The organism is Allorhizobium sp. DMC15 (assembly GCF_056314065.1).
Genome location: NZ_JBQUZB010000003.1, coordinates 557,337 through 582,504 on the forward strand (window position 1 = coordinate 557,337; position 25,168 = coordinate 582,504).

Here is a 25,168-nt window from a genome sequence, read left to right on the forward strand (position 1 = left end):
TGTGGAGGATGGGGCAGCCTGATGCTGCCCCATTGAAAGACCCCGGCGAATGGAAGATAGTCTGCCTTATTGCTGATTTGCATGAGGGACCCATTACATGCCGATGAAACCAGGCGACATCGAAGACATGATCAAGGCCGGCATTCCGGGAGCGAAGGTCGTCATCCGCGACCTCGCTGGTGACGGAGATCATTACGCCGCCGAGGTCGTCGCCGAGGCATTCCGCGGCAAGAGCCGCGTTCAGCAACACCAGATGGTCTACGATGCCCTGAAGGGAAATATGGGGGGCGTCCTGCATGCGCTGGCATTGCAGACCAGCATTCCCGAATAGCCACCGGCAGCGAATGAATGTGCGAAAGCCCGCCGTAGCAACGGTGGGCTTTTTTGTATCACAGTCTCAGAACACCGGCGCGTGCGCGGAGTGAAGCATGGAGAACGACAGCGCCGGCAGCGGGCCGGCGGTCATGAGCGTGAAATCGAAACCGCTCTTGAGGTCGGGACCCAGCACATATTGCCGGTGCATGCGCAGGAAATCGCGCCGGTTCTTCTGGTAGCGTTCTTCCGACATCGCATGTTTGAAGCGGACGAAAACAAGTTTCGGCTGCGGCGCATCGGGATGTCCGGACAGCGCAACCGTATGACATTTATAGAGATGGATCGGATCGGTCAGGCACTGGATGTCGAACCAGTCAATTTCGGAATGGCGCGCAACCAGTCCGATCCGACGTCGAAGAGTGCGCGCGCTGGACAGCAGGCTGCATTGCAGGGCCGCACCGCCCAGTGTGACAAAGGTGATGCGCCGCCCGGCAAAGACCGGGGAGTTCCGCTCCACCAGACGACCGATCACCGAAAGCGCGAGACTTGCACCCATGCTGTGGGAGGTGACGAGGATCTCATCTGCGGAGCGCGTTAGCGCCCGCTCGGCCCGATCTGTCTCCCGCTCGATCCAGGCAGCCACGTGCGGACGGTTTTCGGCAATCGCGACCGCCAACCGCCAGTCCGCAAGCAGATGCAACACATGATAGCGATCCGAAAGCCGCATCCAGCCATAGCGGAACATGGCATAGCCGACCGGTATCGATGGGATGAGCCAAAGCGGATGGAGATGGATCGCCAGTGGAAAGGCAGCCACGGCAAGACCCAACGCCATACCGAGCGTGATGAAGAGATAGGGAAAGAGGAAAAACAGCCCGAAACGCCAGGCGTAACGAAAATAAGCGAATGCCGCCCCCTGGCGGAGGATCGCCGCACCGGCACCGAAGCCTGCCGCCATTTGCCGCCAGACGCTTCCCTGACGTAGGCTTGCGATCAGATCGTTGTGGTCGTGGATGTGGATCTCGCTCCGAGTGGCCCAGGCCTCGCCGCCCGCATCAACCAGGAAATGCACGTCGTCAGGCGCGCCGAGCATCGCGCCGACATCGAAGCGGCTTTCCCAGACGCGTGCCGCCTGGGCTGCGGATCTCGTGTAGCGCTGACGGTGCGCCTCGGCATCCAGGGGTTCGAAACCCGGAAAATGCAGGACGACTCGACGTTGGATCATGATAGCGGTCACTCGTTTCACTGCAGATCGACCGCAGGCAGCGCTTGCTAGACGAGAATTCCGCTGATTTAAAGGGGAAACAACAGGGAAAGCGCATCAGGACGGGAGGATGAACGCGAATGGCTGATCTGGTCTCCGACATCGTCAAGAATGTCGTCGAAGGCGTGCTCAAGGAAATCCTGAAGAAACCGGCAAGCAAGCGGACGGGTCGCCGCAAGCAGCAGACACGCTCGGGCACGACGGGCCGTTTCGTGAAAAAGAAGGTCAGGCGAGCGCCTGCAAAGAAACAACAGAGCCGTCGGCGGACGGCAGCCAAGCGCAGCCGCCAGCGCAGATCCTGACAAACCGTCGCCTGACGGCACTGGCAAAACCGGCTTGCCCTTGCTATCTGTAGCGCATGCGAACCTGCCGCCTTGACCGGCATGTGAAAGGAAAAGACATGAGCGCCCACGATTTCATCGACAACGAAGTAAAGACCAATGACGTGGTCCTGTTTATGAAGGGCAGCCCGCAGTTCCCGCAATGTGGCTTCTCGGGCCAGGTGGTGCAGATTCTCGATTATCTCGGCGTCGACTACAAGGGCGTCAACGTGCTTGCCGACATGGAAATCCGTGAGGGAATCAAGCAGTATTCCAACTGGCCGACCATTCCGCAGCTCTATATCAAGGGCGAGTTCATCGGCGGTTGCGATATCGTCCGCGAGATGTTCCAGGCCGGCGAGTTGCAGAAGCATTTTGAAGACCAGGGCATCGCCGTTCGCGGCGCCGCCTGACCGACACGCCGCAAGGCATTTCATTCCAAGGCTGACAAGGCGTCGCCCCCGGCGACGCCTTTTGGCCGTCTAAAGGTATTTCCCCGTGACAGATTCCCTCCACTCCCCGCAAAAGGCGCTGGGCAAGATGGGCCGCGCCGAATTCATCGCGCTGATGGCCTTTCTCATGGCGCTGAATGCGCTCGCCATCGACATCATGCTTCCCGGTCTCCAGGAGATCGGGGCCGCACTCAATGTGGAAAATGAAAACCACCGCCAATATGTCGTCTCCGCCTATTTGATTGGCTTCGGTCTGGCGCAGCTCTTCTACGGCCCGATCGCAGACCGCCTCGGTCGACGCATACCGATGATCGTGGGCCTCGGCATTTATGTCGTCTCCTCGCTTGCGGTTGTCTTCGTGCCTTCCTTCGGAATGCTGCTCGTCCTCCGCTTCATCCAGGGCATCGGTTCGGCAGCCACCCGCGTCATCACGGTCTCCATTGTCCGCGACGTCTTCGGCGGGCGCCAGATGGCCGAAGTCATGTCCCTGATCATGATGGTCTTCATGGTCATCCCGGTCGTTGCCCCCGGCACAGGCCAGGTCATCATGCTCTTCGGTGACTGGCACTGGATCTTCGTGTTCATGGCTGCCATCGCGCTGATCGTCGGCCTGTGGATGTATGTTCGTCTGCCGGAAACGCTGGCACCGGAAGACGTCCGAGCCTTTACCCCGAAGGTCATTCTGGATGGCTTCCGCATCGTTTTGACCAACCGCGTCGCGCTCTGTTACACGCTGGCGAGCACCTTCATTTTCGGGGCACTGTTCGGCTTCATCAACTCGGCCCAGCAGATCTATGTTGGGATTTACGGGCTCGGTGTCTGGTTCCCGGTCGCCTTTGCGGCGGTCGCGCTTTTCATGGCCCTCTCCTCCTTCGTCAATTCCAGACTGGTCGGACGCTTCGGCATGCGGAAGCTGTCTCACGCGTCGCTGCTCGGTTTCATTGCGATCAACGCCCTGTGGCTGCTCATCCAGGTGCTTGGGCCGCAGCCCATGCCCTTTGCGCTGTTCCTGAGCTTCTTTGCTCTTGCGATGTTCCAGTTCGGATGGATCGGCTCGAACTTCAACTCGCTGGCGATGGAACCGCTCGGCCATGTCGCAGGAACGGCATCCTCCGTCCTCGGCTTCATGGGCACGATCGGCGGCTCGCTGATCGGGGCTGCGATCGGTCAGGCCTTCGACGGCACCGCGCTGCCGATGGTCACCGGCTTCTTCGTGGTGGGCTTCATCGGCCTGATCTTCGTCCTGATCGGCGAAAAGGGCCGCCTCTTCCACGCGCAGAACAAACCGGTCTGACCGCCACCTGAGTCCCAAGATGAAAAAAACCCGGTCGTCGCCGGGCTTTTTTCGTTTCAGACAGTGAAGATCTTTTCGCGCAATTCCTGCCAGGCGTCGATGTCGGAAGCAACCAGCAATCCGCCGTCGGTGTGATGCGGCAGATAGGCGGAACCGTCGAAGCGCGCCACATGCGCACCCGCTTCCTGCATCATCAGGGCGCCAGCGAGGTGGTCCCAGGGCATCAGTTTGTTATACATGGCGAAATCCATGTGCCCCTGACCCAGCAGGCGATATTCGTGCGCGGCACAGCGGTAGCTGGTGAAGAGGCGCACCTCGGCAAGATTGGACAAAATCCTGCGGCGGGTCTCGATGTCGAAGAAACCGGTATTGGCAATGCCGATCATCTGCGAAAGCGAACCACTCGGGCGCACGAACATCTGTTCCTGCGAGCCGTCCGGTCTGCAAAGCCAGGATCCAGACCCCTTTTCGACCAGCGCCCAGTCGTTACCGATAGGGTCGTAGATCACGCCGGCAACCGTCTCACCCTTGCTCACGACCGCCAGCATGACGCCGAACAGCGTAAGGCCGGCGGCGAAATTGAAGGTCCCGTCGATCGGATCGACGACGACCGCGAGATCGGCACCGGCCAAGTTCCCGAGCAGCGTCGGATCGGCCGCGACCGCCTCCTCGCCGATGAACAGGGCGTCCGGGAGAAGGGCCGTAACACCTTTGCGGATCAGACGTTCGGCGGCCTCGTCAGCCTCGGTGACGAGATCGATCGCCTCGGTCTTCATGCGGACGTCGCCTTCGCCGAGGTTGCGAAAACGCGGCAGAATTTCCTCCACAGCCGCCTCCTGCAGAAGGTTGGCCAAGGCGGCAATGTCGATCGCAGCAGTCATCAAATCTCTCCAGTCCGGCCGGTTCTCTCAGCCAATTTCCCACCCCGCTCCAACGCCGTTCTTGTAAACGCAAGCAAGACACAAAGTACAGCTGGAAAGCCCGCGGTTCCGGTTGCTTGCGATCCGGAAAAATGCATGATTTCCAGTTCACCCTTATCGGAGCGCTCAGTTTCCATGATTTCCAGACGGTCTCTGCTGGCGGCAGCGTCAGCACTCTTCATCACCTCCACCTTGCCCACGGAAGCAGCGCTCAAGTCCAAACCGAAGCCGAAAACCGGACAGGTCTATTTGATCCGTGGCTTCGCCAATATCTTCTCCACCGGGCTCGATACGCTTGGCAAGCAATTGGCGGCAGATGGTGTAAAGGCCGAAGTCCTATCCCTGCCGAACACGGATCTCTTTGCCCGAAAAATCGCAGAGAAGTATCGGGCATCGAAAGACGCACGGCCGATCGTGCTCGTGGGCCATTCGCTGGGTGCGGACATGACATTCGCCCTCGCCCGCGCTCTGGAGCCCATGAAGATCCCGGTCGCGTTGATCATCAGCTTCGACCCGACCGGCAAGGGTCCGGTGCCTGGTAATGTCAAAAAGGCGCTGAACTTCTACACCGGCGGCGAAAACCTGTGGTCACCGGTAACACCCATGCCAAGCTTCAAGGGCGACCTTGCCAATATCAACCTGCGCCAGGGTGACACTGCCATCAAGGGTATCGGGCATTTCAACATCGACAAAAATCCCGGACTGCACGAGCGCACGATCAAGGAGATCAAGACGGCGCTGCGCGCCCGCTGAGCCTCAAAAGACGCCCGGAACGAGCCGCTTCGTGCGGGCGCAATAGGCGTCGTATTCGGCGCCGAAGGTCTGGCGCATCATCGCCTCTTCGCGCGACTGCCTGACGGCATAGAGCGCGACGACGGCAGCAAGCCCAGCAAGACCGGCGATCCAGTTGGGGATCAGGAACGCTTGCGCCAGTCCCCACAGCAAGAACGAGGCATACATCGGGTGCCGGACATAGGCGTAGACGCCGCCCGTCACCAATTGGTGCCCCTCGCGCACCTCAAGCGTCACCGACCAATTGCGCCCGAGATCTTTGTGGCTGCGGCGGAAGAGCCACAGGAATACGACACCTGTCACAACACCCGCCAGCAGGATGCCGATCGATTGGGTACGATCGGCAAAATCCGGCACGAGGTCTAGCCGCCAGGCAATCGGCATCACGACGAGACCGAAGACACAGAGCGTCAGCAGGGAAATATCGAGGGTGGTCCTGTTGTCTACACGCGTCTTCTGCCGCCGGGCCCGGCGCATGGCGGGATAACGCATGGCGCACCAGACCAGGAGCATCACGCCCCAAGCAATGAAGGAAATCCGGATCATGCATCAACCTTTGTCTGTTCCGCGACGGGCGGGCCGGCAACCAGGCTGCCGGGACCGACCTCCTCGAGCCGCCGCGTGCCACAGCAGATCATGAAGAAGTCATAGAAATAACGGCGGCTGTTGGCCGAAATGAACTGATAATGGACCCGGAAGAAATTCCGCTTGATCCGTTTGTAGCTCTCGGGAATCAGCATCTCCCGAAACCGCACCTGGAACATACGCGGAAAGGCGTCGTCTCGCTGGTGGGTCAGGCCGGCGAGGCGATAGGGATCGCATTTGTAGAAGTTGATGATGTCGGTCAGCGACTGGAATTCGCTCCAGCGCAAGCCACCGTGAAGCGCGAGGTTTTCGAGCCGCCGCCGCGCCCGCTCCGCTGCCGGATGCAGACAGACCTTGAGCGAGGTTGAGCCGACCGTGAGCAGGGTGAAGTCGACCACCTGTCCCTCATCGGTCAGCCGCTCCGCCACCAGATGAGCAAGGTCGAGGATCAGCGCGCCGCCGGTCGAATGGCCAACGAGCAGGACTTCGTCATACCCGTCTTGCCGGATGCGGTCGACAATCAGTCGCGACCAGGCATCGAGACGCTGATCCATGTCCGGACGACGGCAGCGCAGATGCTCGCGGCTGAAGGACCAGAGATCCATCAGATGAAAGACGAAATAGCGTCGTCCGGTGAAGCGTCCCAGCCCATAGGCAACGAGTGCTCCGAGGACGCCCGCAACAAGGGGACTGCCGTAAAAGTTCGCAGGCGAGAGGATGCGATAAACAGCATATCCGGCACCGGCAAAGGCCGCGAGCGCCACGGCCGGATAGAGGAAATAGAGCGCGAAACGCCAGTTGGTCGCGAAGAAGCGGAACATCGTACCGCTGAACACGTAGTCCAGGAAGGAAATCAGATAGACCCAGAGCCGCACCACGAAAGGCCGGGCCCCGTCGCGTTTGACGATATCGTCGAAACTCAGAAAGGTCAGGTCGCTGACGCAGTCGCCGTCTTGCCCATGGTAGAGGATCTGGGCCGTCGCAGCGATACCGTCGGTTTGCGGTTGCGGATCCTCCATCCGCGCGGACGTGCCCCAGCACTGATTGAACCGGGCCATCTCGCGACCAATGCGGCGAAAAAACCCGGCCGAATCGTTGCGCTCGTACCCGCCGACGAGAAAGACGGCACGCCGCGCAACCGACGCCTGAGATACCTCAGTCATCTGTACTCCCACACTCAATTACCCTGGCCGATCCAAACGAACGAACCGGCCCCTCACCACTTTCTAAAGTGCAAGTGCGCTGAAAGACAGTCTGGAACGCACGCAAAGCCGGGGAAATCGGGCGTGAGGCGAAAATATTGTGCACAGCACACGTCCGCCCGACGCCAATCGCCATCAATCTCGGGGACTGGCTGCCAGGCCGGCAAAGTCGAAGAGCTTTGGATCGAGCAGGTGCGACGGGTCGACATGGGCCAGCGCCCGCAGCATGGCGTCCTTGCGGCCGGGCATCTTCGCCTCGATGCCCGCCAGCATCTCCTTAATCGCATTGCGCTGCAATCCGTCCTGTGATCCGCAGAGGTCGCAGGGGATGATCGGGAATGCCATGGCTTCGGCAAATTTCACCATGTCGTCTTCGCCAGCATAGGCCAGCGGCCGCAACACGAAGAGATCCTTTTCATCGTTGAGCAGCTTGGCGGGCATGGCGGACAGACGCCCTCCATGGAAGAAGTTCATGAAGAACGTCTCCAGGATATCCTCGCGGTGATGGCCGAGCACCAGCGCATCACACCCTTCTTCGCGGGCGATGCGATAAAGATTGCCGCGACGCAGCCGGGAACAGAGAGAGCAGTAGGTCGCGCCGTGTGGCACCTTCTCCTTCACGATCGAATAGGTATCGCGATATTCGATCCGGTGCTTCACCCCGATCGATGCCAGATAGTCCGGCAGGATGTGCTTCGGGAAATTCGGCTGTCCCTGGTCGAGATTGCAGGCGACGAGCTCCACCGGCAACAGGCCGCGCCATTGCAGGTCCAGCAGGATGGCGAGCAGCCCATAACTGTCTTTGCCGCCTGAGAGGCCGACGAGCCAGCGCTTCTGCCCTTTCAGCATATCGAAATCGGCGATCGCCTGACGGACCTGGCGGATCAGACGCTTGCGCAGCTTGTTGAACGAGACCGACTGCGGTGCGGATGCAAAAACCGGATGAATGCCGGAGACGTCGAGATCCTCGTCCGAGCCCAGGGGGCTCGCGGCATCTGCGTCAAGGGGCGTTGCAAGGTTCATCACGGGCTCCGGGCATCCGTTCGGGAGAAGCCTGTGCAATGCCCCGGAAGTGCGGCAAGATCAAGCCCCGAACACCGACCAGCCCGTGCGGGTGGCGAGCATTTCGAGCGCCGCCGAGCCCAGTGCGGAATTCCCGACCTTGTTGAGACCCGGCGACCAGACAGCGATCGAGGCCTTGCCGGGAGCAACCGCCAGAATGCCGCCGCCGACGCCCGACTTGCCGGGAAGACCAACCTGATAGGCAAAGTCACCCGACCCGTCGTAATGGCCGCACATCAGCATCAGCGCATTGATACGCCGCGCCCGCTTCGGCGAAACGACCGAAAAGCCGGTCAGTGGATTGGTGCCGCGATTGGCAAGAAACAGACCCGCATGCGAAAGCTGCACGCAGGAGAGAGCCAGGGCGCATTGGTGGAAATAGACCCCGAGCGTGTGTTCGACCGGATGTTCGAGATTGCCGAAACCGCGCATGAAATTGGCGAGCGCGAAATTGCGATAACCGGTCTTCTGCTCCGACTGCGCCACCTTTTCGTCGATCGACAGGCTCTCGTCATCCGCCAGATAACGCATGAAGCGGAGATATTCGCCAATCGCCTCGCGTGGCTTATGACCGGCCAACACCATGTCGGTCACGACGATCGCGCCGGCGTTGATGAAGGGATTGCGCGGGATTCCGTGCTCGTGCTCCAGCTGAACGATCGAGTTGAAGGAAGAGCCTGACGGCTCGCGACCGACGCGCTTCCAGATGGCCTCGCCCGCCTTGCCGAGGGCGAGTGTAAGCATGAAGACCTTGGAGATGCTCTGGATGGAAAAGGATGTCTCCGCATCACCCGCCTTGAAGGTCTCACCCTCGACCGTCGTGATCGCGATACCGAACTGCTTCGGATCGACACGGGCGAGTTCAGGGATGTAATCGGCCACCTTGCCCTCGCCAAGCCGCGGCTCAAGCACCTGCACGATCTCGTCGATGATCTGCTGAAGATCCATGCCTCTTTATCCCTTGCCTTGACCCTTGGCCATCATCGCGGCTCGATCCCGCACTGCAAACAAAAAAAGCCGCCCCGAAGGGCGGCTTTCCACAAATCCGTCTCGCTTAGGATTAACGCGAGTAGAATTCGACGACCAGGTTCGGTTCCATGATGACGGCGTAAGGAACGTCCGACAGGGTCGGAACGCGGGCAAACGTCGCAACCATCTTGTTGTGGTCGACTTCGATGTAGTCGGGAACGTCACGCTCGGCGAGCTGGACGGATTCCAGAACGACAACGAGCTGCTTCGACTTCTGGCGAACTTCGATGACGTCGCCAGCCTTGCAGCGGTACGAACCGATGTTGACGCGAACGCCGTTGACCGTAACGTGGCCGTGGTTGACGAACTGGCGGGCAGCGAAGATCGTCGGAACGAACTTGGCGCGGTAGACGATGGCGTCCAGACGCGACTCGAGCAGGCCGATCAGGTTTTCGCCGGTGTCGCCCTTGCGACGGTTGGCTTCATCGTAGGCAGCGCGGAACTGCTTCTCGCTGATATCGCCGTAGTAGCCCTTGAGCTTCTGCTTGGCGCGCAGCTGCACACCGAAGTCCGAGAGCTTGCCCTTGCGGCGCTGGCCATGCTGGCCCGGGCCGTATTCGCGGCGGTTCACCGGGGACTTCGGACGGCCCCAGATGTTTTCGCCCATACGGCGATCGATTTTGTACTTGGATGATGCGCGCTTGCTCATCGTATTTCCTTCTCAACAAGTTAGGACGGCTTGTTGCCAAACCGCCTCAAGGAAACACGCCCTCCTCTGAGCTTCCTTTTTCGAAGCTCTGACAGGATTCTCACGTTAGCGAACGGAGAAAACCACGGGACATGTTAAAACAAACACCGGGCGTTTCGGCCCGGCGTTGGCGCGTCATTAGAGGGCGCCGCGAAAAATGTCAACATAGAGACTTGAAACGGGCCGGAACAAAACCATCTTTGTGAAACGCAGCACCGGGCCCCTCTGACGCGAGCGCCGGATTCCCGTGATGTCGGAGCTGCGAACCTCAACTATCCGGCAAGGGAAACCCCGTCGTGGATTTTCTTTGGATTGATTTTCTGGGCAAGCCTGCCTGGATGTGGCTCACTTTCGTCGTCGTCGTCCTCTTTCTCCTCGCTCTCGATCTCGGGGTCCTGCATAAGGATAGCCGCGAGATCGGCATCAAGGAGAGTTTTGCGCTTTCCGCCTTCTATATCACCCTCGGCCTCGCCTTTGGCGGCTGGCTCTGGTACCAGAGCGGCGAGCAGGCCGGCCTCGAATACCTGACCGGTTTCGTGGTCGAAAAAAGCCTCGCGATGGACAATATTTTCGTCATCGCGATGATCTTCAGCTACTTCTCCATCCCCCGAGCCTATCAGCATCGTGTTCTGCTCTGGGGTATCCTGGGCGTCATCATCCTGCGCGGCATCATGATTGCGGCAGGTGCAGCGATCGTCGAGAACTACAGCTGGGTTCTCTACCTCTTCGCGGCCTTCCTGATCGGCACCGGCATCAAGATGCTGCTCACCGCCGACCAGGAATATGATGTGTCCACCAACCCGGTTCTGAAAATCCTGCGGCGCAAGCTGCCGGTGACGGATGGATTGCGCAAGGAGCACTTCTTCGTCCGCGAACCGGACGAGAAGACAGGCAAGCTGAAGACCTTCATCACGCCGCTCTTCCTGGCGCTGGTGATGGTGGAACTGGCCGACGTCATTTTCGCCGTCGACTCGATCCCCGCGATCTTCGCGATCACCACCGATCCCTACATTGTCTACACCTCGAACATCTTCGCGATCCTCGGCCTGCGCGCCCTCTACTTTGCGCTGTCCGCCCTGATCCACCGCTTCGCCTACCTCAAATATGCGTTGTCGGTCGTGCTGATCTTTATTGGCTCGAAGATCTTCCTGGCCGACATGCTGGGGCTGGCCAAGATCCCGCCGGTCGTCTCGCTCACGGTCACGCTCGGCATCCTGGCCGCCGGCATCCTGGGTTCGCTCTGGGCCACCCGGAACACGCTTCCGGAAAAGCACGAGCCTGCCCCGAAACTGGGCCAGGAAGGCTGACAAAACCGATCAAGGGCGGCCCGAAGGTCGCCCTTTTTCGTTCCACATCCCGGTTTTGCCCAGACAATCCCTATTCCACCGGGGAACATGTGCTGACAGGCGGTTCGAACTTCGTTATCCCGTGGGTCCCGCCACCAACCTGTGTCCCACGATGATCCTGCGTCTGCCTCACCTCTGCCTGCTCGCTTTGCTTTGTTTTGCCCTGCCGAACGCCGCCAACAGTAGCCAAGCGACCCATGCCAATATTCTGATCGATGCCGGGACGGGCGAAGTGCTGGAGGCGATGAACGCGGATGCACTCACCTATCCTGCGTCGCTCACCAAGATGATGACGCTGTACCTGACCTTCGAGGCACTCCATGCGGGCCGGCTTTCCTGGGACCAGAGGCTGGTCGTCTCGCAGAACGCCAACGACAAGGAGCCCTACAAATTCGCCATCGGGGCCGGAAACACGATCAGTGTGCGGGAAGCCGTCATGGGCATGGTGGTGCTGTCGGCGAATGATGCAGCGACCGCCGTTGCCGAGACGCTAGCCGGATCGGAGGCCGCCTTCGGCGTCGTGATGACAGTCAAGGCCCACAAGCTCGGCATGAACGACACGGTCTTCACCAATCCTTCGGGCCTGCCCGATCCGGCGCAGGTGACGACCGCCGCCGATATGGCCCGCCTCGGCCTCGCCCTGATTCGCGACTATCCTGAAGAATACAAACTGTTCGCCTCGCGGGGCATGACCTTTCGCGGTATGAAGTTGCGTGGCCACAACGCGTTCCTGGTGCGCTATCCCGGCGCTGACGGGATCAAGACCGGCTACACCAAGGCTGCCGGCTACAATATCGTGACCTCGGCTACCAATGGCGAACGCAGGCTCGTTGGCGTGGTTCTCGGAGCACGCAGCAACGATGCCCGGAACACGGAAATCATTGGCCTGTTCGACAAGCATCTGGCGACCACGCCGGTGAAGGCCAGCCAGACGTCCACACAGATCCAGGGACAGACACCATGAGCGATACCGTCCTCGACCGTTTTCTCCGTTATGTCGTCATCGACACCCAGTCGGACCCTTCTTCCGACACCCAGCCGTCGACGGAAAAGCAGAAGGATCTCGGCCGACTGCTGACGACCGAACTGCTGGCGCTCGGGCTGTCGGACGCTCACCTGGATGAACACGGCAACGTCTATGCGACCATCCCGTCCAATACGGACAAAGACGTCCCGGTCATCTGCTTCTGCAGCCACATGGATACGGCACCGGATTTCACCGGCGCAAATGTCCGACCACAGATTGTCCGCAACTATCAAGGCGGCGATATCACGTTGACCGGCGACACGAGCCAGGTGATTCGCGTCGACGCCCATCCGCAACTCCTCAATCAGATCGGCAACGATATCGTCACCACCGACGGCACGACGCTGCTCGGCGCCGACGACAAGGCCGGCGTCGCCGAGATCATGACGGCCGCTGCCCATCTAGTGGCAAACCCCGACATCAGACATGGCACGATCAAGATCCTCTTCACGACCGACGAGGAAATCGGCCGCGGCGCAGACAAGGTGGATCTCGAAAAGCTCGGCGCCCGCTTCGCCTACACGCTCGACGGCTCGACCGTCGGCGAAATCGAAAACGAGACCTTCTCCGCCGATGGCGTGGTGATCGAGATCACGGGCGTGGCCATGCATCCGGGGTATGCCAAGGGCAAGATGGAGAATGCGATAAAGGCAGCGAGCGATATCGTTGCCCGCCTCCCCCGCGACATCGCCCCTGAAACCACGGACGGACGCCACGGCTTCATCCACCCGGTCGACATCTCCGGCAGCATGGAAGCAGCGAAGCTGCAGTTGATTGTCAGAGACTTCACAGAGGCCGGCCTGAAGGAGAAGGAAGAACTCCTGGACAAGATCACTCGAGACGTGATGGCGTCCTATCCGGGGTCGAGCCATAGCATCACGGTCAAACACCAGTACCGCAACATGAAGGAAGTCCTCGATCGCCATCCCGAGATCATGGACAATCTGGAGGAAGCCGTGCGCCGGGTCGGTCTTAAGCCGGTGCGTCACAGCATTCGTGGCGGCACGGACGGCTCGCGCCTGTCCTTCATGGGCCTGCCCTGCCCCAATATCTATACCGGCGGCCATGCCTATCACTCCCCGCTCGAATGGGTGAGCGTACAGGACATGGAAAAGTCCGTAGAATCCATCGTGGCATTGGCCAAAGTATGGGAAGAGCGGGCGGCCTGAAAGGCAAGGGGCAGCCTGGCAACGCCTCTTCTTAAATATCAGATGAAATACGTATTTTCCTAATATAGATAATTCTATACTTGAAGAAAGGATCACTGACTTCCAAGAAGTGGAAGTGATTTTGACTTATTTTCAATCTTTCCTGCCTACCCAAAGAAGAATGCATTGCTGAATCGCATTTTTCTTCGGGATGGGACCAATGATTACGGACTATCTGTTTCGCTCGCTGCGCGGCCGCTTCACGTTTCTAGCCGTTGTGGGTTTTGCCCTGGGCTTGGGCGCCGTTGCACTCGTTGGTGCGGCCTTCATGGAAAGCGCCATGCGGCAGGAGGCCGAAAAGGCGGCTCGCGGCCTGCTGATGCAATATGCCAACGACATACGCGCGGACATTTCTCGCACCTCTGCGGTATTGCAAGGGGTAAGTCAGACGGCGGAAGCGGTGGCCGCGACGGAAAGGCCGGACCGCGATCTGCTGGGCACTCTTCTCGATCGTACGGTCAGCGCGGAAAAAGGCCTTCTCGGCGTGACCCTCGTCTTCGAGCCCGAGAAACTGGACGGCGAGGACGAGAAGTTCGTCGACCACCCCAATTCCGAGCTGCATAGCGGTCGATTCGCCACCTATCTCTATCGTACGGGTGGCCAGAACGTTGCGATCGAGAAACTCGACATGGCCGACCAGGCGACAGAGATCTGGTATGTCGCACCGATGAAAGCGGGAATACCGCAGATCACACCGGCCTATACCGATCTGATTGACAACGTCGAGACGATGATCACCTCGATCACCTCGCCGATCCGCCGCGGGAACGAGGTGATCGGTCTGGCGGGCGCCGACTTCAATCTGAGCGACATTTCGCGCCGCGTCGGAGAGCTGAAGCCGTTCGGCACGGGATCGGTCTATCTCGCCGATGCGTCCGGTGTCTGGCTGGCGCACACCGACAAGTCACTCCTGGCCAAACCAGCGCAAGACAGTACCTTCCTCAACCTCGGCCAGACCGCGTCTGCAGCAAATGTGGCAGACATTACGGATGAAAACGGTATCTACCACGCTGCGGTCAAAATCAGCTTTCCGGGGCTGGAGCAGCAATGGACCCTCATGCTCTCCGCCCCGAGCGCAGATATGGTCGTTGCCGCCCACCACGCGAGAGACCGGATGTTGATGTTCGGCGGTGCCGTCGCTCTTGTCGCCATGGCACTCGCCGCCATTGCGGCAACCCGCTTCATCGGCCCGATCTCGACCATGACCAACGTCATGAACAGGCTCGCCGCAGGCGACTACGGCGTGATCATACCATTTACCCAGCGAAAGGACGAAATCGGCGCCATGGCCGGTTCCATCGCCATCTTCCAGTCGGCGGGCATTCGCAACCAACAGTTGGAGAAGGAAGCGGAAGAAGCCCGCGAACGGATGGAACAGGAGCGGCTGCGCGCCCAGGCACAGGCAGAGGCAGAAGCCGCAGAAAAGCTCCGCACGGCCACATCCGGCCTGGCGGCGGGCCTGAAGCGCCTGTCCACCGGTGATCTGGCCTTCAGCCTGACAGAGCCGTTTGCACCGGATTTCGAAGCCCTGCGCCATGACTTCAATCATTCGATCGCGCAACTGGCGGAAACGCTGATCGCCATCATCGACGGTGTCGCCTCCATCGACGAAGGTGCAAACTCCATCAACGAAGGTGCAAACGCCCTTTCCAAGCGCACCGAGCAACAGGCCTCTGCCCTGGAGCAGACTGCTGCTGCAATCGAAGAGATTACCACCAACGTCAAGAACGCGTCGCAGCTGACGGAAGAGGCCCGCCGCGTTGCACGCGAAGCCAATGACGACGCCAGCCGCTCCGGCGTCATTGTCAGCAAGGCGGAAGACGCCATGAAAGCGATCGAAGCCAGCTCGTCAAAGATCTCCAGCATCATCGGCGTGATCGATGAGATCGCCTTCCAGACGAACCTTCTGGCACTCAATGCCGGCGTCGAGGCGGCACGGGCCGGCGAAGCGGGCAAGGGCTTCGCGGTGGTCGCCCAGGAAGTGCGCGAACTGGCTCAGCGCTCGGCCAATGCAGCCAAGGAAATCAAGGCGCTGATCTCCACCTCGAGCAAACAGATCGGCGAGGGCGTGGATCTCGTCCGCCAGACAGGCACTTCACTGACCGAGATCTCAAACTATATCGGCCAGATGAACGAACACATGGAATCGATTTCCACATCGTCGCGGGAACAGTTCATCGGGCTTGCCGAAGTCAATTCCGCCATCAACGAACTGGATCAGACGACCCAGCGCAACGCCGCGATGGTCGAGGAGACGACGGCATCCGTCGGTTCGCTGGCAAACGAATCGGATCATCTTCAGTCCCTGGTGCGCCGGTTTACCCTGCCGCAACAGGTCCGGATGCGCCGTGCGGCCTGATCATTCGGCGGCATGCCGATCTGCCGCGGAGGCGAGAGGCTCGTCGTCGACTGCATCCGGGGCTCCAGGGGCGGTTTGCGCGTCGAGATCCGGGAAGGCAACGATGCGGTTGCCTCCGAAGTCGGAATGAACCACGATCAGGTTCTGCTCCTCGAAATACCCGAGGAGACGGCGCGCACGGCGTGCCGAATGCGTGCCATAGGCGCGGGCGATGCGATGATCGGAGGGACAGGGTTCTGTCCGCAGCGCCGCCTTGGCGAGCAGCAGGAACACACCCTGCAAGTCGTCAGAAACCCGCACCGACAGGGACAAGGCCGTCTGCCACCCTTCGCTTGCAGCCGTTTCCTCATCCACACCCGCACGGGTGATCGCGACCCGACGACGAAATTCGCCCATCGGCATGGGCGGACCTGAGATGCGGCGCATGCGCGCCCGCACGAGGAACTCCTGGTAAAGAACGCTGTCGGTCCGATAGGCCGCCTGGGGGTCACCGAGAATTTCTGCGAGAACGCCGGAAAGTCGCTCCTCGCGCTCCTCGGGCGACATTTCGGAACTGCGGCTCGGGATTTCGCTCGGAGCCGGCGTGCTGGACGCCGGCGTCGAGCGGGAAAGCTCCGCGAGGATGTCCGTGGTCGGCCGGGGCGCCGGCGGAGCCCGGCGCACGATCGGTCGGGTGAACTCTTCCGGATCCGGCGTGAAGATCAGATCCTCGACATCCACGGGTGCATCGGGCAGCGGCATGAGCATCGGTGACGAGGACCGCGCCGAAGTCTCGACGGTGCCGATCACGATCGGCAGCGGCCGACGCGAAAGGGCGGGGCCGAGCGCGACGAAATTGCCGCGCTGCAGGTCGCGGAACATCTCGGCCTGACGCCGGTCCATGCCGAGCAGATCTGCCGCGCGCGCCATGTCGATATCGAGGAAGGTGCGCCCCATCAGGAAGTTCGAGGCCTCGGCGGCCACGTTCTTGGCGAGCTTTGCGAGACGCTGCGTGGCGATGACGCCGGCAAGACCGCGCTTTCGACCACGGCACATCAGGTTGGTCATGGCGCCGAGCGACACCTTGCGCGCGTCTTCCGAAACGTCACCGCCGACGGCAGGTGCAAACATCTGCGCTTCGTCGACGACGACCAGCACCGGATACCAAAACTCGCGGTCGGCGTCGAAGAGGCCATTGAGGAAGGCACCTGCCGCGCGCATCTGCTGCTCGACATCAAGCCCTTCCAGCGTCAGGACGCAGGAGACCCGGTGGCGTCGGATACGATCGGCAATGCCGATCAATTCCGCCTCAGTGCGCTCACCGTCGACGACGACGTGGCCGTATTTGTCCGACAGCGTGACGAAATCACCTTCCGGATCGATAATGACCTGCTGCACCCAAGGTGCCGACTGTTCGAGCAGCCGCCGCAGCAGATGCGACTTGCCGGAGCCGGAATTGCCCTGCACCAGCAAACGGGTCGCGAGAAGCTCCTCGATATCGAGCTTGGCAGGCTGACCGCCCTGCACCGTTCCCATATCGATTCCGACCTTCAATGGCGGCATCCTCAAATCAATGTGTTGATCGACTGTCTCTAACAGACTTGCGGGGGCTCGTGTCACCGCGATCGTCAAAACCCACAGGGAATAGCGCTTGTTCAGCCCTGATGGCGACGATCGAGCAGCCCGGCGAGAAGCATGCTGACCACCAGCGGCGGCAACAGCATGGCGAGACCGCCGCGAAGACCCGTCAATTCGGCGACCAAGCCGATCAAGGGCGGGCCGACGAGGAAGCCGAGCAGCGCGATGAAACTGAGGATGGCGACGTTCTCGGCCGCCGGCCGGTCGCCGAGATCGGCCGACGCCGTCACCGCAAGCGGGAACCCGACCGACACGCCGAAGCCGACAAGCGCCAGCCCGAGGTAGACCAAGGCCGTCACGGGCGCCGTGACCACCAGGGATAGACCGAGAAGCGAGGAGGAGAGGCATATCCGCGCCAGGACGACCGGCCCCAGCCGCGATTTGGCAGCGTCCCCCAGAAAGCGCCCGACGGAGACCAGCATGGCGAAGACGACATAACCCATGCCGGTAGCCATGCCCGTCGTATTGAAGACGTCCTTAAGATAGACCGCCGACCAGTCCGCGACAGCGCCCTCGGTCATGGTGATCCCGAAGACGAAGAGGCTGATGCCCAGGATTGCCGGACTCGGCAGTCGCCAGGAGGAACGCCCCTCACCTTCAACGGCCGGCACCTCGACGTGTGGCAGGGCCCGGCACACCAGGAAAGCGATCGGCATCAGCAACACCGCGAGCGACACGATGGCGACAAAGGGAGCCACATGGACCGAGAGGAAAGCCGCGCCCAACAGGCTGCCGGTCATGATGCCGAGGCTCCAGAAGCCATGGCAGCGATTCATGATCGACGTGGTCCCACGTTTCTCGATGATGTCGGCCTCCACGTTCAGACCAAGCTCGATGGTCGATAGGCCAATCCCGAGCAAGAGCAGCAGGAAGAAGAGCGAAACGATGTCCGGGGCGACGACCGGCCAAGGCACCAGCGCGAGAAACAGCGGAAAACCCCAGAGCAGCGTATTGCGGCTGCCGATCCGCGCGACGAGCCGGCCTGCGAAAGGCAAGGTGATCAGAATGCCGACGGGCAGCCCAAGCAAGGCGAAGGCGAGCTCCGCCGGTCCCAGCGACAGCCGCTCCTGTACGCCCGGGATCTGCGGCAGCCAGCTGCCAAATGCGATCGGCTGCAGGAAAAACGCGCTCATGATGGCGGACTTGGGCGGCATTGCGAATCCATGCGAGTTCAAATGGCGGGAATCAATGTCGTCGACTGTTCGTCAGCCAGCGGGATTTGCAAAGCAGACCACTCGGTCGAATGGTCTGCAAACCGGAAAAAAGCCGTTCGGGCGCAGGTCGTGCGCCCGAACGGCTCCTCTTACACACGGATGTCCCAGAGTGTCGGCCTTTGAGGGAAGACGATGTCTTCTTCCGGAAGCCCGATATCGCGCCGCATCTGCGGCGACAGATTGGACGCCAGATTGCGCATCTGCCTCCGCCTCAGGCTCGCGCCGACGAGCGCGGCGACCAGCGGCAGCAGACCGAAGCGATCCAGGAGCTCGTCCATATGCCGGGGCAAGGTATTTTCAACTATAGATTGATTTCTTTGCATGACTTGTCCGTCCCGGAACGCGCGAGCGCCCAGGTCCTTTCGATGATGAAAAGCGACGTGAGCCAGGCGAACGGACGCGTTTACACGCGCAGACGGCAAGTCACGTCAGGATGATTGAAAACGCCGGAAGCAGCTGGAAAGACGACTGGTTAGACAGTCATCGGGTGTATCGGGAGGTTGCCGGGAACGCCGGGCATACCGTCGATACAGATCCGCCAGAGAGGCGCATAAGCACGAAAAAATGAGTCATTTGGGCCTCCTGTTGTTTGAGTTGCGGATAGCTCCATCCATGACACGCAAAGCAGGCCGCCGCAATCCCGCAATTCGGGATTGCAAAACAAACCTCTTGGCGTTGCACATATGCAACAAATTGTCGCAGCCAGAAGCCGGAGCGCTGATCAGGGCTCGGAAGCGATGCTTCTCGAAACGAGCAGTTTGTCGATCCGTCGTCCGTCGAGGTCGACGACCTCGAACCGCCACCCACCTTTTTCGAAACTCTCTCCGAGCTCCGGAATGCGCTTCATTTCGTCGAGCACGAAACCTGCAACGGTGGTGTAGTCGAGATCGGGATCGACGGGCACGCGGATCACGTCGATAAATTCGTCGATCGGCGTCCAGCCGGCGACAAGATAGGAACCGTCTTCGCGCTGGAAAAGCGCCTGCTCCTCGGATGCATCCTGCTGGAAGGCGCCGGTGATGGCTTCGAGCACGTCCCCAGACGTGACGATCCCTTCGAAGTGGCCGTATTCGTCATAAACCAGCACCATGTGCAACGGCGTTCGGCGCAGCGCCTCAATGATGTCTGTCGCCTTGGCAAGATCGGAGACGACAGGCACGTCCGAAACCAGGCTCGCGAGATCGGCAGCCTCTCCCATGGCCAGCCGCTCGTAGAGGGTCTTGGCAAGGAGAACGCCGATGATCTCGTCGGAATCGCCCCGGCGCACCGGGATGCGCGAATGCGGACTGTCGCGCAGAACCTCGCGCACGTCGTCGATCGTGTCCTCGACATCGAGGATGAGCACGTCGCGACGCGGCGTCATGAGACCACGCGCCGTACGGTCGGCCAGCCGCATGACGCCCGAAAGCATCGCGGACTCGCCCGCCTCGATGACGCCGGCACTATGCGCTTCGGCCAGCACCGTGCGGATTTCTTCGTCCGTGACCTTTCCGCCGCCATCACCGCTCTGTCCGAGCAGGGACAGCACGAGCTTGCCAGAGCCATCGAGCAGCCAGACCAGCGGCGCTGCGACCTTCGAAAGGATCGACATCGGCGCCGCCATCCGGGCGGCAACGGCCTCGGCATTGCGCAGCGCCACCTGCTTGGGCACCAGTTCGCCGACGATCAGGGACAGATAGGTGATGAGCATAACCACGGAACCGACGCCCAGCGCATCGGCAGCCGTCTCCGAAAGCCCCTGGGTTGCGAGCCATGAAGACAGGCGCGCGCCGAGCGTAGCACCGGAAAAAGCACCGGACAGAACGCCAACGAGCGTAATGCCGATCTGCACGGTGGACAGGAAGCGACCCGGATCGGAAGCGAGCCGCAGCGCGGTTTCGGCGCCGCGACTGCCCTGCTCGGCGAGTACCTTCAGACGGGCAGGACGCGCGGAAACGACGGCAAGCTCCGACATGGCGAGAATGCCGTTGAGAACGGTCAGGAAAAAGACGATTGAAATCTCGATGAACAAAACGCTGAGCAAGGCTCCTCTACACCGGCGCCTGGGCCGGCTATCAGCCCACAGCTACTAGCACGGTGAACACCGGCGAAAAAGCCGAAACGCAATTTTGAACCGTGTACGGTGCTTCAGCCGGGCGAACCAACGGGTTCCTCCGAAACCGTAAGCCCCATGCCCTGCATCAGGCGGCGCGTGGAGAAATCCTGGCGCCCGGATGTGAAGACGGCAAAGTCGAACCCGTCGGGATGTTCCGCCCCCTCGACAAGAGGCACCAGCCGCCGCGCCTGGCGGGCAATCGCCTCCGCCGGATCGAGCCAGTCGACCGGCCAGGGTGCGAGCCGACGGAAGACATTGGCGAGGAAGGGATAATGCGTGCAGGCCAGCACGATGATGTCGGTTCTGGTCCCATCCTTCTCGACAAAACAGGGGGCAATCTCCGCAAGGACGGCCGCATCGTCCAGCGTCTCACCCCGAATATAGGCTTCCGCCATGCGAGCAAGGTTTTCGGACCCCACCAATCGAACGTGGCATTGCGAAGCAAAGGACTGGATGAGATCGCGCGTATAGGCGCGGCGCACCGTGCCAGGTGTTGCAAGCACGGAAACGAGTCCTGATCGAGTCCTCTCTGCAGCCGGTTTGATTGCGGGAACGGTGCCAATGAAGCGCATGGCCGGAAAGGCTTCGCGCAGTTCGGCTCCCGCCAGCGTGAAGGCGGTGTTGCAGGCGACGATCACGGCTTCGGGATCGTAACGGTCCAGCAGTCGGCGGAAGAGCTCGATGATGCGCGCCTTCAGAGGCCCCTCTTCCCACCCGCCATAGGGGAAGCCCGCATCGTCGGCGATATAGATGAAGCCCCGTTCGGGCATCAGGAGCCTCGCCTCGCGCAGCACGGTCAACCCACCGATGCCGGAATCGAAAACGAGGATGGGCTTCAGTTCATTCGCCGCTGGCGTCGTCATCTCTGTTCGCGTCCTCGTCACCCGCCACCGGTACGGCCGGCGCAATCTGCCCCCGCCGGGAAAAGCGGTCGAGCGATGAGATCACGCCGCGCATCACATGAATTTCAGGCGTGGTGAAAGCGCGCCGGCTCAGCACCGCTCTCAGATTCTCGACCATCCTGGCTTTTTTATGCGGCGGATGGAAATAGCCGCGCGCATCGAGCGCATCCTCCACGTGATCGAAGAGGCCGACCAGTTCCTCCTTCGTGGCAAGCGGCTGTTCGGGCGCATCGAAGGGCACGGCATGCAGGTCGTCCATGCCGCACTTCATCCATTCATAGGACATCAGCAGCACGGCCTGGGCAATGTTGAGCGAGGCAAAGGCCGGATTGACCGGAAAAGTGACGATCTCGTCGGCCAGCGCCACGTCCTCGTTCGACAGGCCGGATTTCTCCCGGCCGAACAGGATGCCGGTCTTCTCGCCCGCCTTGAACTTGCGGCGCAGCGTCTCGGCAGCCGTGACCGGGGAGCGCACCGGCTTGAAGCCGTCCCGCGACCGCGCGGTGGTTGCATAGACGAAATTGAGGTCGGCGATCGCCTCTTCCAGCGTTTCGTAAACCACGGCACCGTCGATCACATGATCGGCCTTTGAGGCGGCCGCCCGTGCCTTGTCGGAAGGCCAGCCGTCACGCGGCTTGACGAGACGCAGTTCCACCAGGCCGAAATTCGCCATCGCGCGCGCCACCATGCCGATATTCTCGCCCAGCTGCGGCTCTACGAGAATGATGGCCGGCCCCTCGGCCAGCATGATGCGCTCGCTGTTCGTTCCCGCCATGACCTGCCTTTCTCGAAACAATGCGGGCTCCCATTGGCACAAAATCACTGCGCCGCAAAGGCCCGGTCACTGCTTCGGCCAGGATCCGGTCACCAGAAAGTCGAGATAGGCATGGGTAAGCGCGGCGTATTCCGCCTTGACGGACGTCGCGATATTGCCGCCGTCGTAGTCGCGGTTCCAGAAGTTGTCGATCACATAGCGACCGTCCTGCTGGACGACATGGAAAATTGTGCCGGGCTCCTTCAGGTTCGGCGCATGACCGAAGCAGGATGAAGCGTCGAAGTAAACAGCCACCGGCGTCACCGCACCGACGGGGGCACGCGTTTCGAACCGGACATCTTTCAAAGGGCAGGAATCCTGGCCGCCGATGACTTCGTCGTAACCGGTCATATAGCCCTGCCCGTCCTGCAATTCGTCCACCTTCTGGGCCAGACGATAGACCTCGACAAAGCTCGAACTGTAAATCGTGCCGAGAAGGCTTTCGTCGAAATAGCCCGACGCCTCGACGGTGGGCTGGCCCTCGCCTTGCCACCCGGCAACCGCCATCACCGTTCTAACGGGATCGGCAGGGTCTGAGGCAAATGCCGGCAACGAGAAGAGTACCGACGCGAAAGTGAGGAGGAAGAGACCACGGATACGCATCACCCCCCCGTCACTCGCCGCCCTGCGCCTTCAATTCCTGCTTGATCGAATTGCCGGAATTGCCGTCGATCACAGGATAGATGTCATCGATGACGGCGCGACCGTTTTCCGTTGCGACGTGGAAGATGAGAACCGTATCGGCCGCATCCCCGCTGTCCTGAAAGCAGCTGCGGTTGTTGAACAGTGCCGTGACCTGCCCGTCCCCGTCGTCCTCGATCCGAATATTCTTGAAGGGACAGCCGTCTTGCCCCTGGGCGATCGGGTCATAGTCGAAGGGGAAGCCCGTCGTCTCGCCTTCCGGAATATCATAAGGCGGGTTCTTGGAAGCCGCGTGGAAGGCTGCGGCGAAATCGGCGCTGAAGAGCCGCTTGAGGCGATCCTCGCTGAAGACCTCCTCTTCGCTGCCGCTCGATCCCTCTTCCCAGTTGCGGGCCGTCGCCTCGACGACCTCGCGCACCGGCGCCGTCATATCGATTGCAAGCGCTGGCAAGGCGACGACCATCGCCGCAAACATGATCAGCCCCGTCTTTATAGCCTTCATGCACTCAACTTTCCTGGTTTCAATCATGCTGGCCAGTCGCCGGCATCGCGCTCTCGTTTTTCATAACGCGAATCGGCCGGAGAGACCCGGTCCAAGTTTGGGAAGATGCGCGTTCTCCGCCGAAAGTCGACGGTCCAGATTCTGCCCGAAAGCCCCCGTGACTGTTTGCCTTGCGATGAGAGAATGTTATAGGCAGCCATTGGCGCAGCGCCCCTCCCCTTGGCCTGCGCGTCAGGCAAACCCGTGAGGATATTCATGACCAAGATCAAGGTAGCCAACCCGGTCGTCGATCTCGACGGCGACGAGATGACCCGCATCATCTGGCAGTTCATCAAGGAAAAACTGATCCTGCCCTACCTGGATCTACAGATCGAATATTACGACCTCTCCGTCGAAAACCGCGACGCCACCAACGACCAAGTGACGGTCGACGCCGCCCACGCGATCAAGAAGCACGGCGTCGGCATCAAGTGCGCGACCATCACCCCGGACGAAGCCCGCGTGAAGGAGTTCAACCTCAAGGAAATGTGGAAGAGCCCGAACGGCACGATCCGCAATATCCTCGGCGGCGTCATCTTCCGCGAGCCGATCATCTGCAAGAACGTGCCGCGCCTCGTTCCCGGCTGGACCAAGCCGATCGTTGTCGGTCGTCACGCTTTCGGCGACCAGTACAAGGCAACCGACTTCAAGTTCCCCGGCAAGGGCAAGCTGACCATCAAGTTCGTCGGCGAAGACGGCGAAGTGATCGAAAAGGAAGTCTACAACGCGCCGGGCGCTGGCGTGGCGCTTGCCATGTACAACCTCGACGAATCGATCCGCGAATTCGCCCGCGCCTCGATGATGTACGGCCTGATGCGCAAGTGGCCGGTCTACCTGTCGACGAAGAACACCATCCTGAAGGCCTATGACGGCCGCTTCAAGGACATCTTCGAAGAAGTCTACCAGACCGAGTTCAAGGCAAAGTTCGACGAGATCGGCATCGTCTACGAACACCGCCTGATCGACGACATGGTCGCTTCCGCGCTGAAGTGGTCCGGCGGTTACGTCTGGGCCTGCAAGAACTATGACGGCGACGTCCAGTCCGACACGGTTGCCCAGGGCTTTGGCTCTCTCGGCCTGATGACCTCGGTTCTTCTGTCGCCCGATGGCCGCACGGTTGAAGCCGAAGCCGCCCACGGCACCGTGACGCGCCACTATCGCCAGCACCAGAAGGGTCAGGAAACCTCGACCAACTCGATCGCCTCGATCTTCGCCTGGACCCGTGGCCTCGCCCACCGCGCCAAGCTCGACGACAATGCCGAACTGGCCAAGTTCGCAACGACGCTCGAAAAGGTCTGCATCGACACCGTCGAAGCCGGTTACATGACCAAGGACCTGGCGCTGCTCATCGGCCCGGATCAGCCGTGGCTGTCGACCACCGCCTTCCTCGACAAGGTCGACGAAAACCTGAAGAAGGCCATGGCTGCCTGATCGGCATTCAAGCCAAGCAATCCATCGACCCGGCCAGCAATGGCCGGGT

Annotated in this window: 25 protein-coding genes; 10 read left to right on the plus strand and 15 right to left on the minus strand. The window is 60.9% G+C overall.

The features are described 5' to 3' along the window. Nucleotides 1-97: 97 nt before the first annotated feature. A complete protein-coding gene (locus ACT53S_RS17025) occupies nucleotides 98-331 on the plus strand; it encodes a BolA/IbaG family iron-sulfur metabolism protein (RefSeq protein ID WP_062278593.1) in 234 nt (77 codons plus the stop codon). 66 nt (nucleotides 332-397) lie between these two features. Here the strand turns inward: ACT53S_RS17025 and ACT53S_RS17030 are convergent, their stop codons facing one another. Then, entirely contained in the window at nucleotides 398-1,540 is a 1,143-nt protein-coding gene (locus ACT53S_RS17030; RefSeq protein WP_476067851.1) for a hypothetical protein, read from the minus strand. Between the two features lie 119 nt (nucleotides 1,541-1,659). On the opposite strand from ACT53S_RS17030, the gene ACT53S_RS17035 reads away from it, so the two are divergent. The 3 genes from ACT53S_RS17035 (at nucleotide 1,660) to ACT53S_RS17045 (ending at nucleotide 3,645) form a co-directional block, all read left to right on the plus strand. After that, the gene (locus ACT53S_RS17035; RefSeq protein WP_113376575.1) at nucleotides 1,660-1,881 is read left to right on the plus strand and encodes a hypothetical protein; all 222 of its coding nucleotides are present in this window, start codon (nucleotides 1,660-1,662) and stop codon (nucleotides 1,879-1,881) included. Nucleotides 1,882-1,979: 98 nt separating this feature from the next. Then, entirely contained in the window at nucleotides 1,980-2,312 is a 333-nt protein-coding gene (gene grxD / locus ACT53S_RS17040; RefSeq protein ID WP_113376576.1) for a Grx4 family monothiol glutaredoxin, read from the plus strand. Between the two features lie 127 nt (nucleotides 2,313-2,439). Then, nucleotides 2,440-3,645 carry a multidrug effflux MFS transporter gene (locus ACT53S_RS17045; protein ID WP_142070832.1) on the plus strand — a complete coding sequence of 402 codons (1,206 nt, stop codon included), beginning with the start codon at nucleotides 2,440-2,442 and terminating at the stop codon, nucleotides 3,643-3,645. 56 nt (nucleotides 3,646-3,701) lie between these two features. Here ACT53S_RS17045 and ACT53S_RS17050 read toward each other — a convergent pair whose 3' ends face one another. After that, a complete protein-coding gene (locus tag ACT53S_RS17050; protein WP_476067852.1) occupies nucleotides 3,702-4,526 on the minus strand; it encodes an inositol monophosphatase family protein in 825 nt (274 codons plus the stop codon). Nucleotides 4,527-4,700: 174 nt separating this feature from the next. Here ACT53S_RS17050 and ACT53S_RS17055 point away from each other — a divergent pair, with 174 nt between their 5' ends. Beyond that, the gene (locus tag ACT53S_RS17055) at nucleotides 4,701-5,318 is read left to right on the plus strand and encodes a thioesterase domain-containing protein (RefSeq protein ID WP_476067853.1); all 618 of its coding nucleotides are present in this window, start codon (nucleotides 4,701-4,703) and stop codon (nucleotides 5,316-5,318) included. A 3-nt stretch (nucleotides 5,319-5,321) separates the two neighbouring features. On the opposite strand, the gene ACT53S_RS17060 is transcribed toward ACT53S_RS17055, so the two are convergent. From ACT53S_RS17060 to rpsD, 5 genes are all read right to left on the minus strand, one after another. Continuing rightward, nucleotides 5,322-5,903: a protein-S-isoprenylcysteine O-methyltransferase gene (locus ACT53S_RS17060; RefSeq protein ID WP_113376580.1), complete on the minus strand. Its 582-nt coding sequence runs from the start codon at nucleotides 5,901-5,903 to the stop codon at nucleotides 5,322-5,324. Beyond that, nucleotides 5,900-7,105 carry an alpha/beta fold hydrolase gene (locus tag ACT53S_RS17065; protein WP_476067854.1) on the minus strand — a complete coding sequence of 402 codons (1,206 nt, stop codon included), beginning with the start codon at nucleotides 7,103-7,105 and terminating at the stop codon, nucleotides 5,900-5,902. The genes ACT53S_RS17060 and ACT53S_RS17065 overlap by 4 nt, the downstream gene beginning before the upstream one ends. Nucleotides 7,106-7,279: 174 nt before the next feature. After that, a complete protein-coding gene (ttcA, locus tag ACT53S_RS17070) occupies nucleotides 7,280-8,167 on the minus strand; it encodes a tRNA 2-thiocytidine(32) synthetase TtcA (RefSeq protein ID WP_476067855.1) in 888 nt (295 codons plus the stop codon). Nucleotides 8,168-8,227: 60 nt separating this feature from the next. After that, the gene (locus ACT53S_RS17075) at nucleotides 8,228-9,154 is read right to left on the minus strand and encodes a glutaminase (protein WP_113376583.1); all 927 of its coding nucleotides are present in this window, start codon (nucleotides 9,152-9,154) and stop codon (nucleotides 8,228-8,230) included. 112 nt (nucleotides 9,155-9,266) lie between these two features. Then, entirely contained in the window at nucleotides 9,267-9,884 is a 618-nt protein-coding gene (rpsD, locus tag ACT53S_RS17080; protein WP_113376584.1) for a 30S ribosomal protein S4, read from the minus strand. Nucleotides 9,885-10,219: 335 nt separating this feature from the next. Between rpsD and ACT53S_RS17085 the strand changes: the two genes are divergently transcribed. The 4 genes from ACT53S_RS17085 (at nucleotide 10,220) to ACT53S_RS17100 (ending at nucleotide 15,863) form a co-directional block, all read left to right on the plus strand. After that, on the plus strand, nucleotides 10,220-11,230 hold the full coding sequence (locus ACT53S_RS17085) for a TerC family protein (protein ID WP_476067856.1): 1,011 nt from the start codon (nucleotides 10,220-10,222) through the stop codon (nucleotides 11,228-11,230). 151 nt (nucleotides 11,231-11,381) lie between these two features. Beyond that, nucleotides 11,382-12,233, plus strand: coding sequence for a D-alanyl-D-alanine carboxypeptidase family protein (locus tag ACT53S_RS17090; RefSeq protein WP_476067857.1), 852 nt, complete (start codon nucleotides 11,382-11,384; stop codon nucleotides 12,231-12,233). Next, entirely contained in the window at nucleotides 12,230-13,465 is a 1,236-nt protein-coding gene (gene pepT / locus ACT53S_RS17095) for a peptidase T (protein ID WP_476067858.1), read from the plus strand. The genes ACT53S_RS17090 and pepT overlap by 4 nt, the downstream gene beginning before the upstream one ends. 199 nt (nucleotides 13,466-13,664) lie before the next feature. After that, nucleotides 13,665-15,863 (plus strand): methyl-accepting chemotaxis protein, encoded by a 2,199-nt coding sequence (locus ACT53S_RS17100; protein WP_476067859.1) that lies wholly within the window; start codon nucleotides 13,665-13,667, stop codon nucleotides 15,861-15,863. Here the strand turns inward: ACT53S_RS17100 and ACT53S_RS17105 are convergent, their stop codons facing one another. The 8 genes from ACT53S_RS17105 to ACT53S_RS17140 form a co-directional block, all read right to left on the minus strand. Then, nucleotides 15,864-17,396: an ATP-binding protein gene (locus ACT53S_RS17105; protein ID WP_162750472.1), complete on the minus strand. Its 1,533-nt coding sequence runs from the start codon at nucleotides 17,394-17,396 to the stop codon at nucleotides 15,864-15,866. A gap of 101 nt (nucleotides 17,397-17,497) precedes the next feature. After that, nucleotides 17,498-18,634 carry an MFS transporter gene (locus ACT53S_RS17110; protein ID WP_476067860.1) on the minus strand — a complete coding sequence of 379 codons (1,137 nt, stop codon included), beginning with the start codon at nucleotides 18,632-18,634 and terminating at the stop codon, nucleotides 17,498-17,500. Nucleotides 18,635-18,783: 149 nt separating this feature from the next. Further along, the gene (locus tag ACT53S_RS17115; protein WP_476067861.1) at nucleotides 18,784-18,984 is read right to left on the minus strand and encodes a DUF1127 domain-containing protein; all 201 of its coding nucleotides are present in this window, start codon (nucleotides 18,982-18,984) and stop codon (nucleotides 18,784-18,786) included. Nucleotides 18,985-19,415: 431 nt separating this feature from the next. Then, nucleotides 19,416-20,705 carry a hemolysin family protein gene (locus ACT53S_RS17120; RefSeq protein WP_476067942.1) on the minus strand — a complete coding sequence of 430 codons (1,290 nt, stop codon included), beginning with the start codon at nucleotides 20,703-20,705 and terminating at the stop codon, nucleotides 19,416-19,418. A 116-nt stretch (nucleotides 20,706-20,821) separates the two neighbouring features. Continuing rightward, nucleotides 20,822-21,652 carry a glutamate racemase gene (gene murI, locus ACT53S_RS17125; RefSeq protein ID WP_476067862.1) on the minus strand — a complete coding sequence of 277 codons (831 nt, stop codon included), beginning with the start codon at nucleotides 21,650-21,652 and terminating at the stop codon, nucleotides 20,822-20,824. Then, nucleotides 21,630-22,466 (minus strand): RNA methyltransferase, encoded by an 837-nt coding sequence (locus ACT53S_RS17130; protein WP_113376593.1) that lies wholly within the window; start codon nucleotides 22,464-22,466, stop codon nucleotides 21,630-21,632. The genes murI and ACT53S_RS17130 overlap by 23 nt, the downstream gene beginning before the upstream one ends. A 66-nt stretch (nucleotides 22,467-22,532) precedes the next feature. Beyond that, entirely contained in the window at nucleotides 22,533-23,108 is a 576-nt protein-coding gene (locus tag ACT53S_RS17135; protein WP_476067863.1) for a hypothetical protein, read from the minus strand. Nucleotides 23,109-23,118: 10 nt separating this feature from the next. Beyond that, complete coding sequence (locus tag ACT53S_RS17140) at nucleotides 23,119-23,649, minus strand: hypothetical protein (protein WP_476067864.1); 531 nt, start codon at nucleotides 23,647-23,649, stop codon at nucleotides 23,119-23,121. 255 nt (nucleotides 23,650-23,904) lie between these two features. Between ACT53S_RS17140 and ACT53S_RS17145 the strand changes: the two genes are divergently transcribed. Continuing rightward, nucleotides 23,905-25,119, plus strand: coding sequence for an NADP-dependent isocitrate dehydrogenase (locus ACT53S_RS17145; RefSeq protein ID WP_113376595.1), 1,215 nt, complete (start codon nucleotides 23,905-23,907; stop codon nucleotides 25,117-25,119). Nucleotides 25,120-25,168 lie beyond the last annotated feature (49 nt).

Excerpts from the sequence above, each read along its gene's own strand:
- ACT53S_RS17025 (WP_062278593.1), top strand. The coding sequence starts at position 98 with ATGCCGATGAAACCAGGCGACATCGAAGACATGATCAAGGCCGGCATT.
- ACT53S_RS17030 (WP_476067851.1), bottom strand. The coding sequence starts at position 1,540 with ATGATCCAACGTCGAGTCGTCCTGCATTTTCCGGGTTTCGAACCCCTG.
- ACT53S_RS17035 (WP_113376575.1), top strand. The coding sequence starts at position 1,660 with ATGGCTGATCTGGTCTCCGACATCGTCAAGAATGTCGTCGAAGGCGTG.
- grxD (WP_113376576.1), top strand. The coding sequence starts at position 1,980 with ATGAGCGCCCACGATTTCATCGACAACGAAGTAAAGACCAATGACGTG.
- ACT53S_RS17045 (WP_142070832.1), top strand. The coding sequence starts at position 2,440 with ATGGGCCGCGCCGAATTCATCGCGCTGATGGCCTTTCTCATGGCGCTG.
- ACT53S_RS17050 (WP_476067852.1), bottom strand. The coding sequence starts at position 4,526 with ATGACTGCTGCGATCGACATTGCCGCCTTGGCCAACCTTCTGCAGGAG.
- ACT53S_RS17055 (WP_476067853.1), top strand. The coding sequence starts at position 4,701 with ATGATTTCCAGACGGTCTCTGCTGGCGGCAGCGTCAGCACTCTTCATC.
- ACT53S_RS17060 (WP_113376580.1), bottom strand. The coding sequence starts at position 5,903 with ATGATCCGGATTTCCTTCATTGCTTGGGGCGTGATGCTCCTGGTCTGG.
- ACT53S_RS17065 (WP_476067854.1), bottom strand. The coding sequence starts at position 7,105 with ATGACTGAGGTATCTCAGGCGTCGGTTGCGCGGCGTGCCGTCTTTCTC.
- ttcA (WP_476067855.1), bottom strand. The coding sequence starts at position 8,167 with ATGAACCTTGCAACGCCCCTTGACGCAGATGCCGCGAGCCCCCTGGGC.
- ACT53S_RS17075 (WP_113376583.1), bottom strand. The coding sequence starts at position 9,154 with ATGGATCTTCAGCAGATCATCGACGAGATCGTGCAGGTGCTTGAGCCG.
- rpsD (WP_113376584.1), bottom strand. The coding sequence starts at position 9,884 with ATGAGCAAGCGCGCATCATCCAAGTACAAAATCGATCGCCGTATGGGC.
- ACT53S_RS17090 (WP_476067857.1), top strand. The coding sequence starts at position 11,382 with ATGATCCTGCGTCTGCCTCACCTCTGCCTGCTCGCTTTGCTTTGTTTT.
- pepT (WP_476067858.1), top strand. The coding sequence starts at position 12,230 with ATGAGCGATACCGTCCTCGACCGTTTTCTCCGTTATGTCGTCATCGAC.
- ACT53S_RS17100 (WP_476067859.1), top strand. The coding sequence starts at position 13,665 with ATGATTACGGACTATCTGTTTCGCTCGCTGCGCGGCCGCTTCACGTTT.
- ACT53S_RS17110 (WP_476067860.1), bottom strand. The coding sequence starts at position 18,634 with ATGCCGCCCAAGTCCGCCATCATGAGCGCGTTTTTCCTGCAGCCGATC.
- murI (WP_476067862.1), bottom strand. The coding sequence starts at position 21,652 with ATGACGACGCCAGCGGCGAATGAACTGAAGCCCATCCTCGTTTTCGAT.
- ACT53S_RS17130 (WP_113376593.1), bottom strand. The coding sequence starts at position 22,466 with ATGGCGGGAACGAACAGCGAGCGCATCATGCTGGCCGAGGGGCCGGCC.
- ACT53S_RS17135 (WP_476067863.1), bottom strand. The coding sequence starts at position 23,108 with ATGCGTATCCGTGGTCTCTTCCTCCTCACTTTCGCGTCGGTACTCTTC.
- ACT53S_RS17140 (WP_476067864.1), bottom strand. The coding sequence starts at position 23,649 with ATGAAGGCTATAAAGACGGGGCTGATCATGTTTGCGGCGATGGTCGTC.
- ACT53S_RS17145 (WP_113376595.1), top strand. The coding sequence starts at position 23,905 with ATGACCAAGATCAAGGTAGCCAACCCGGTCGTCGATCTCGACGGCGAC.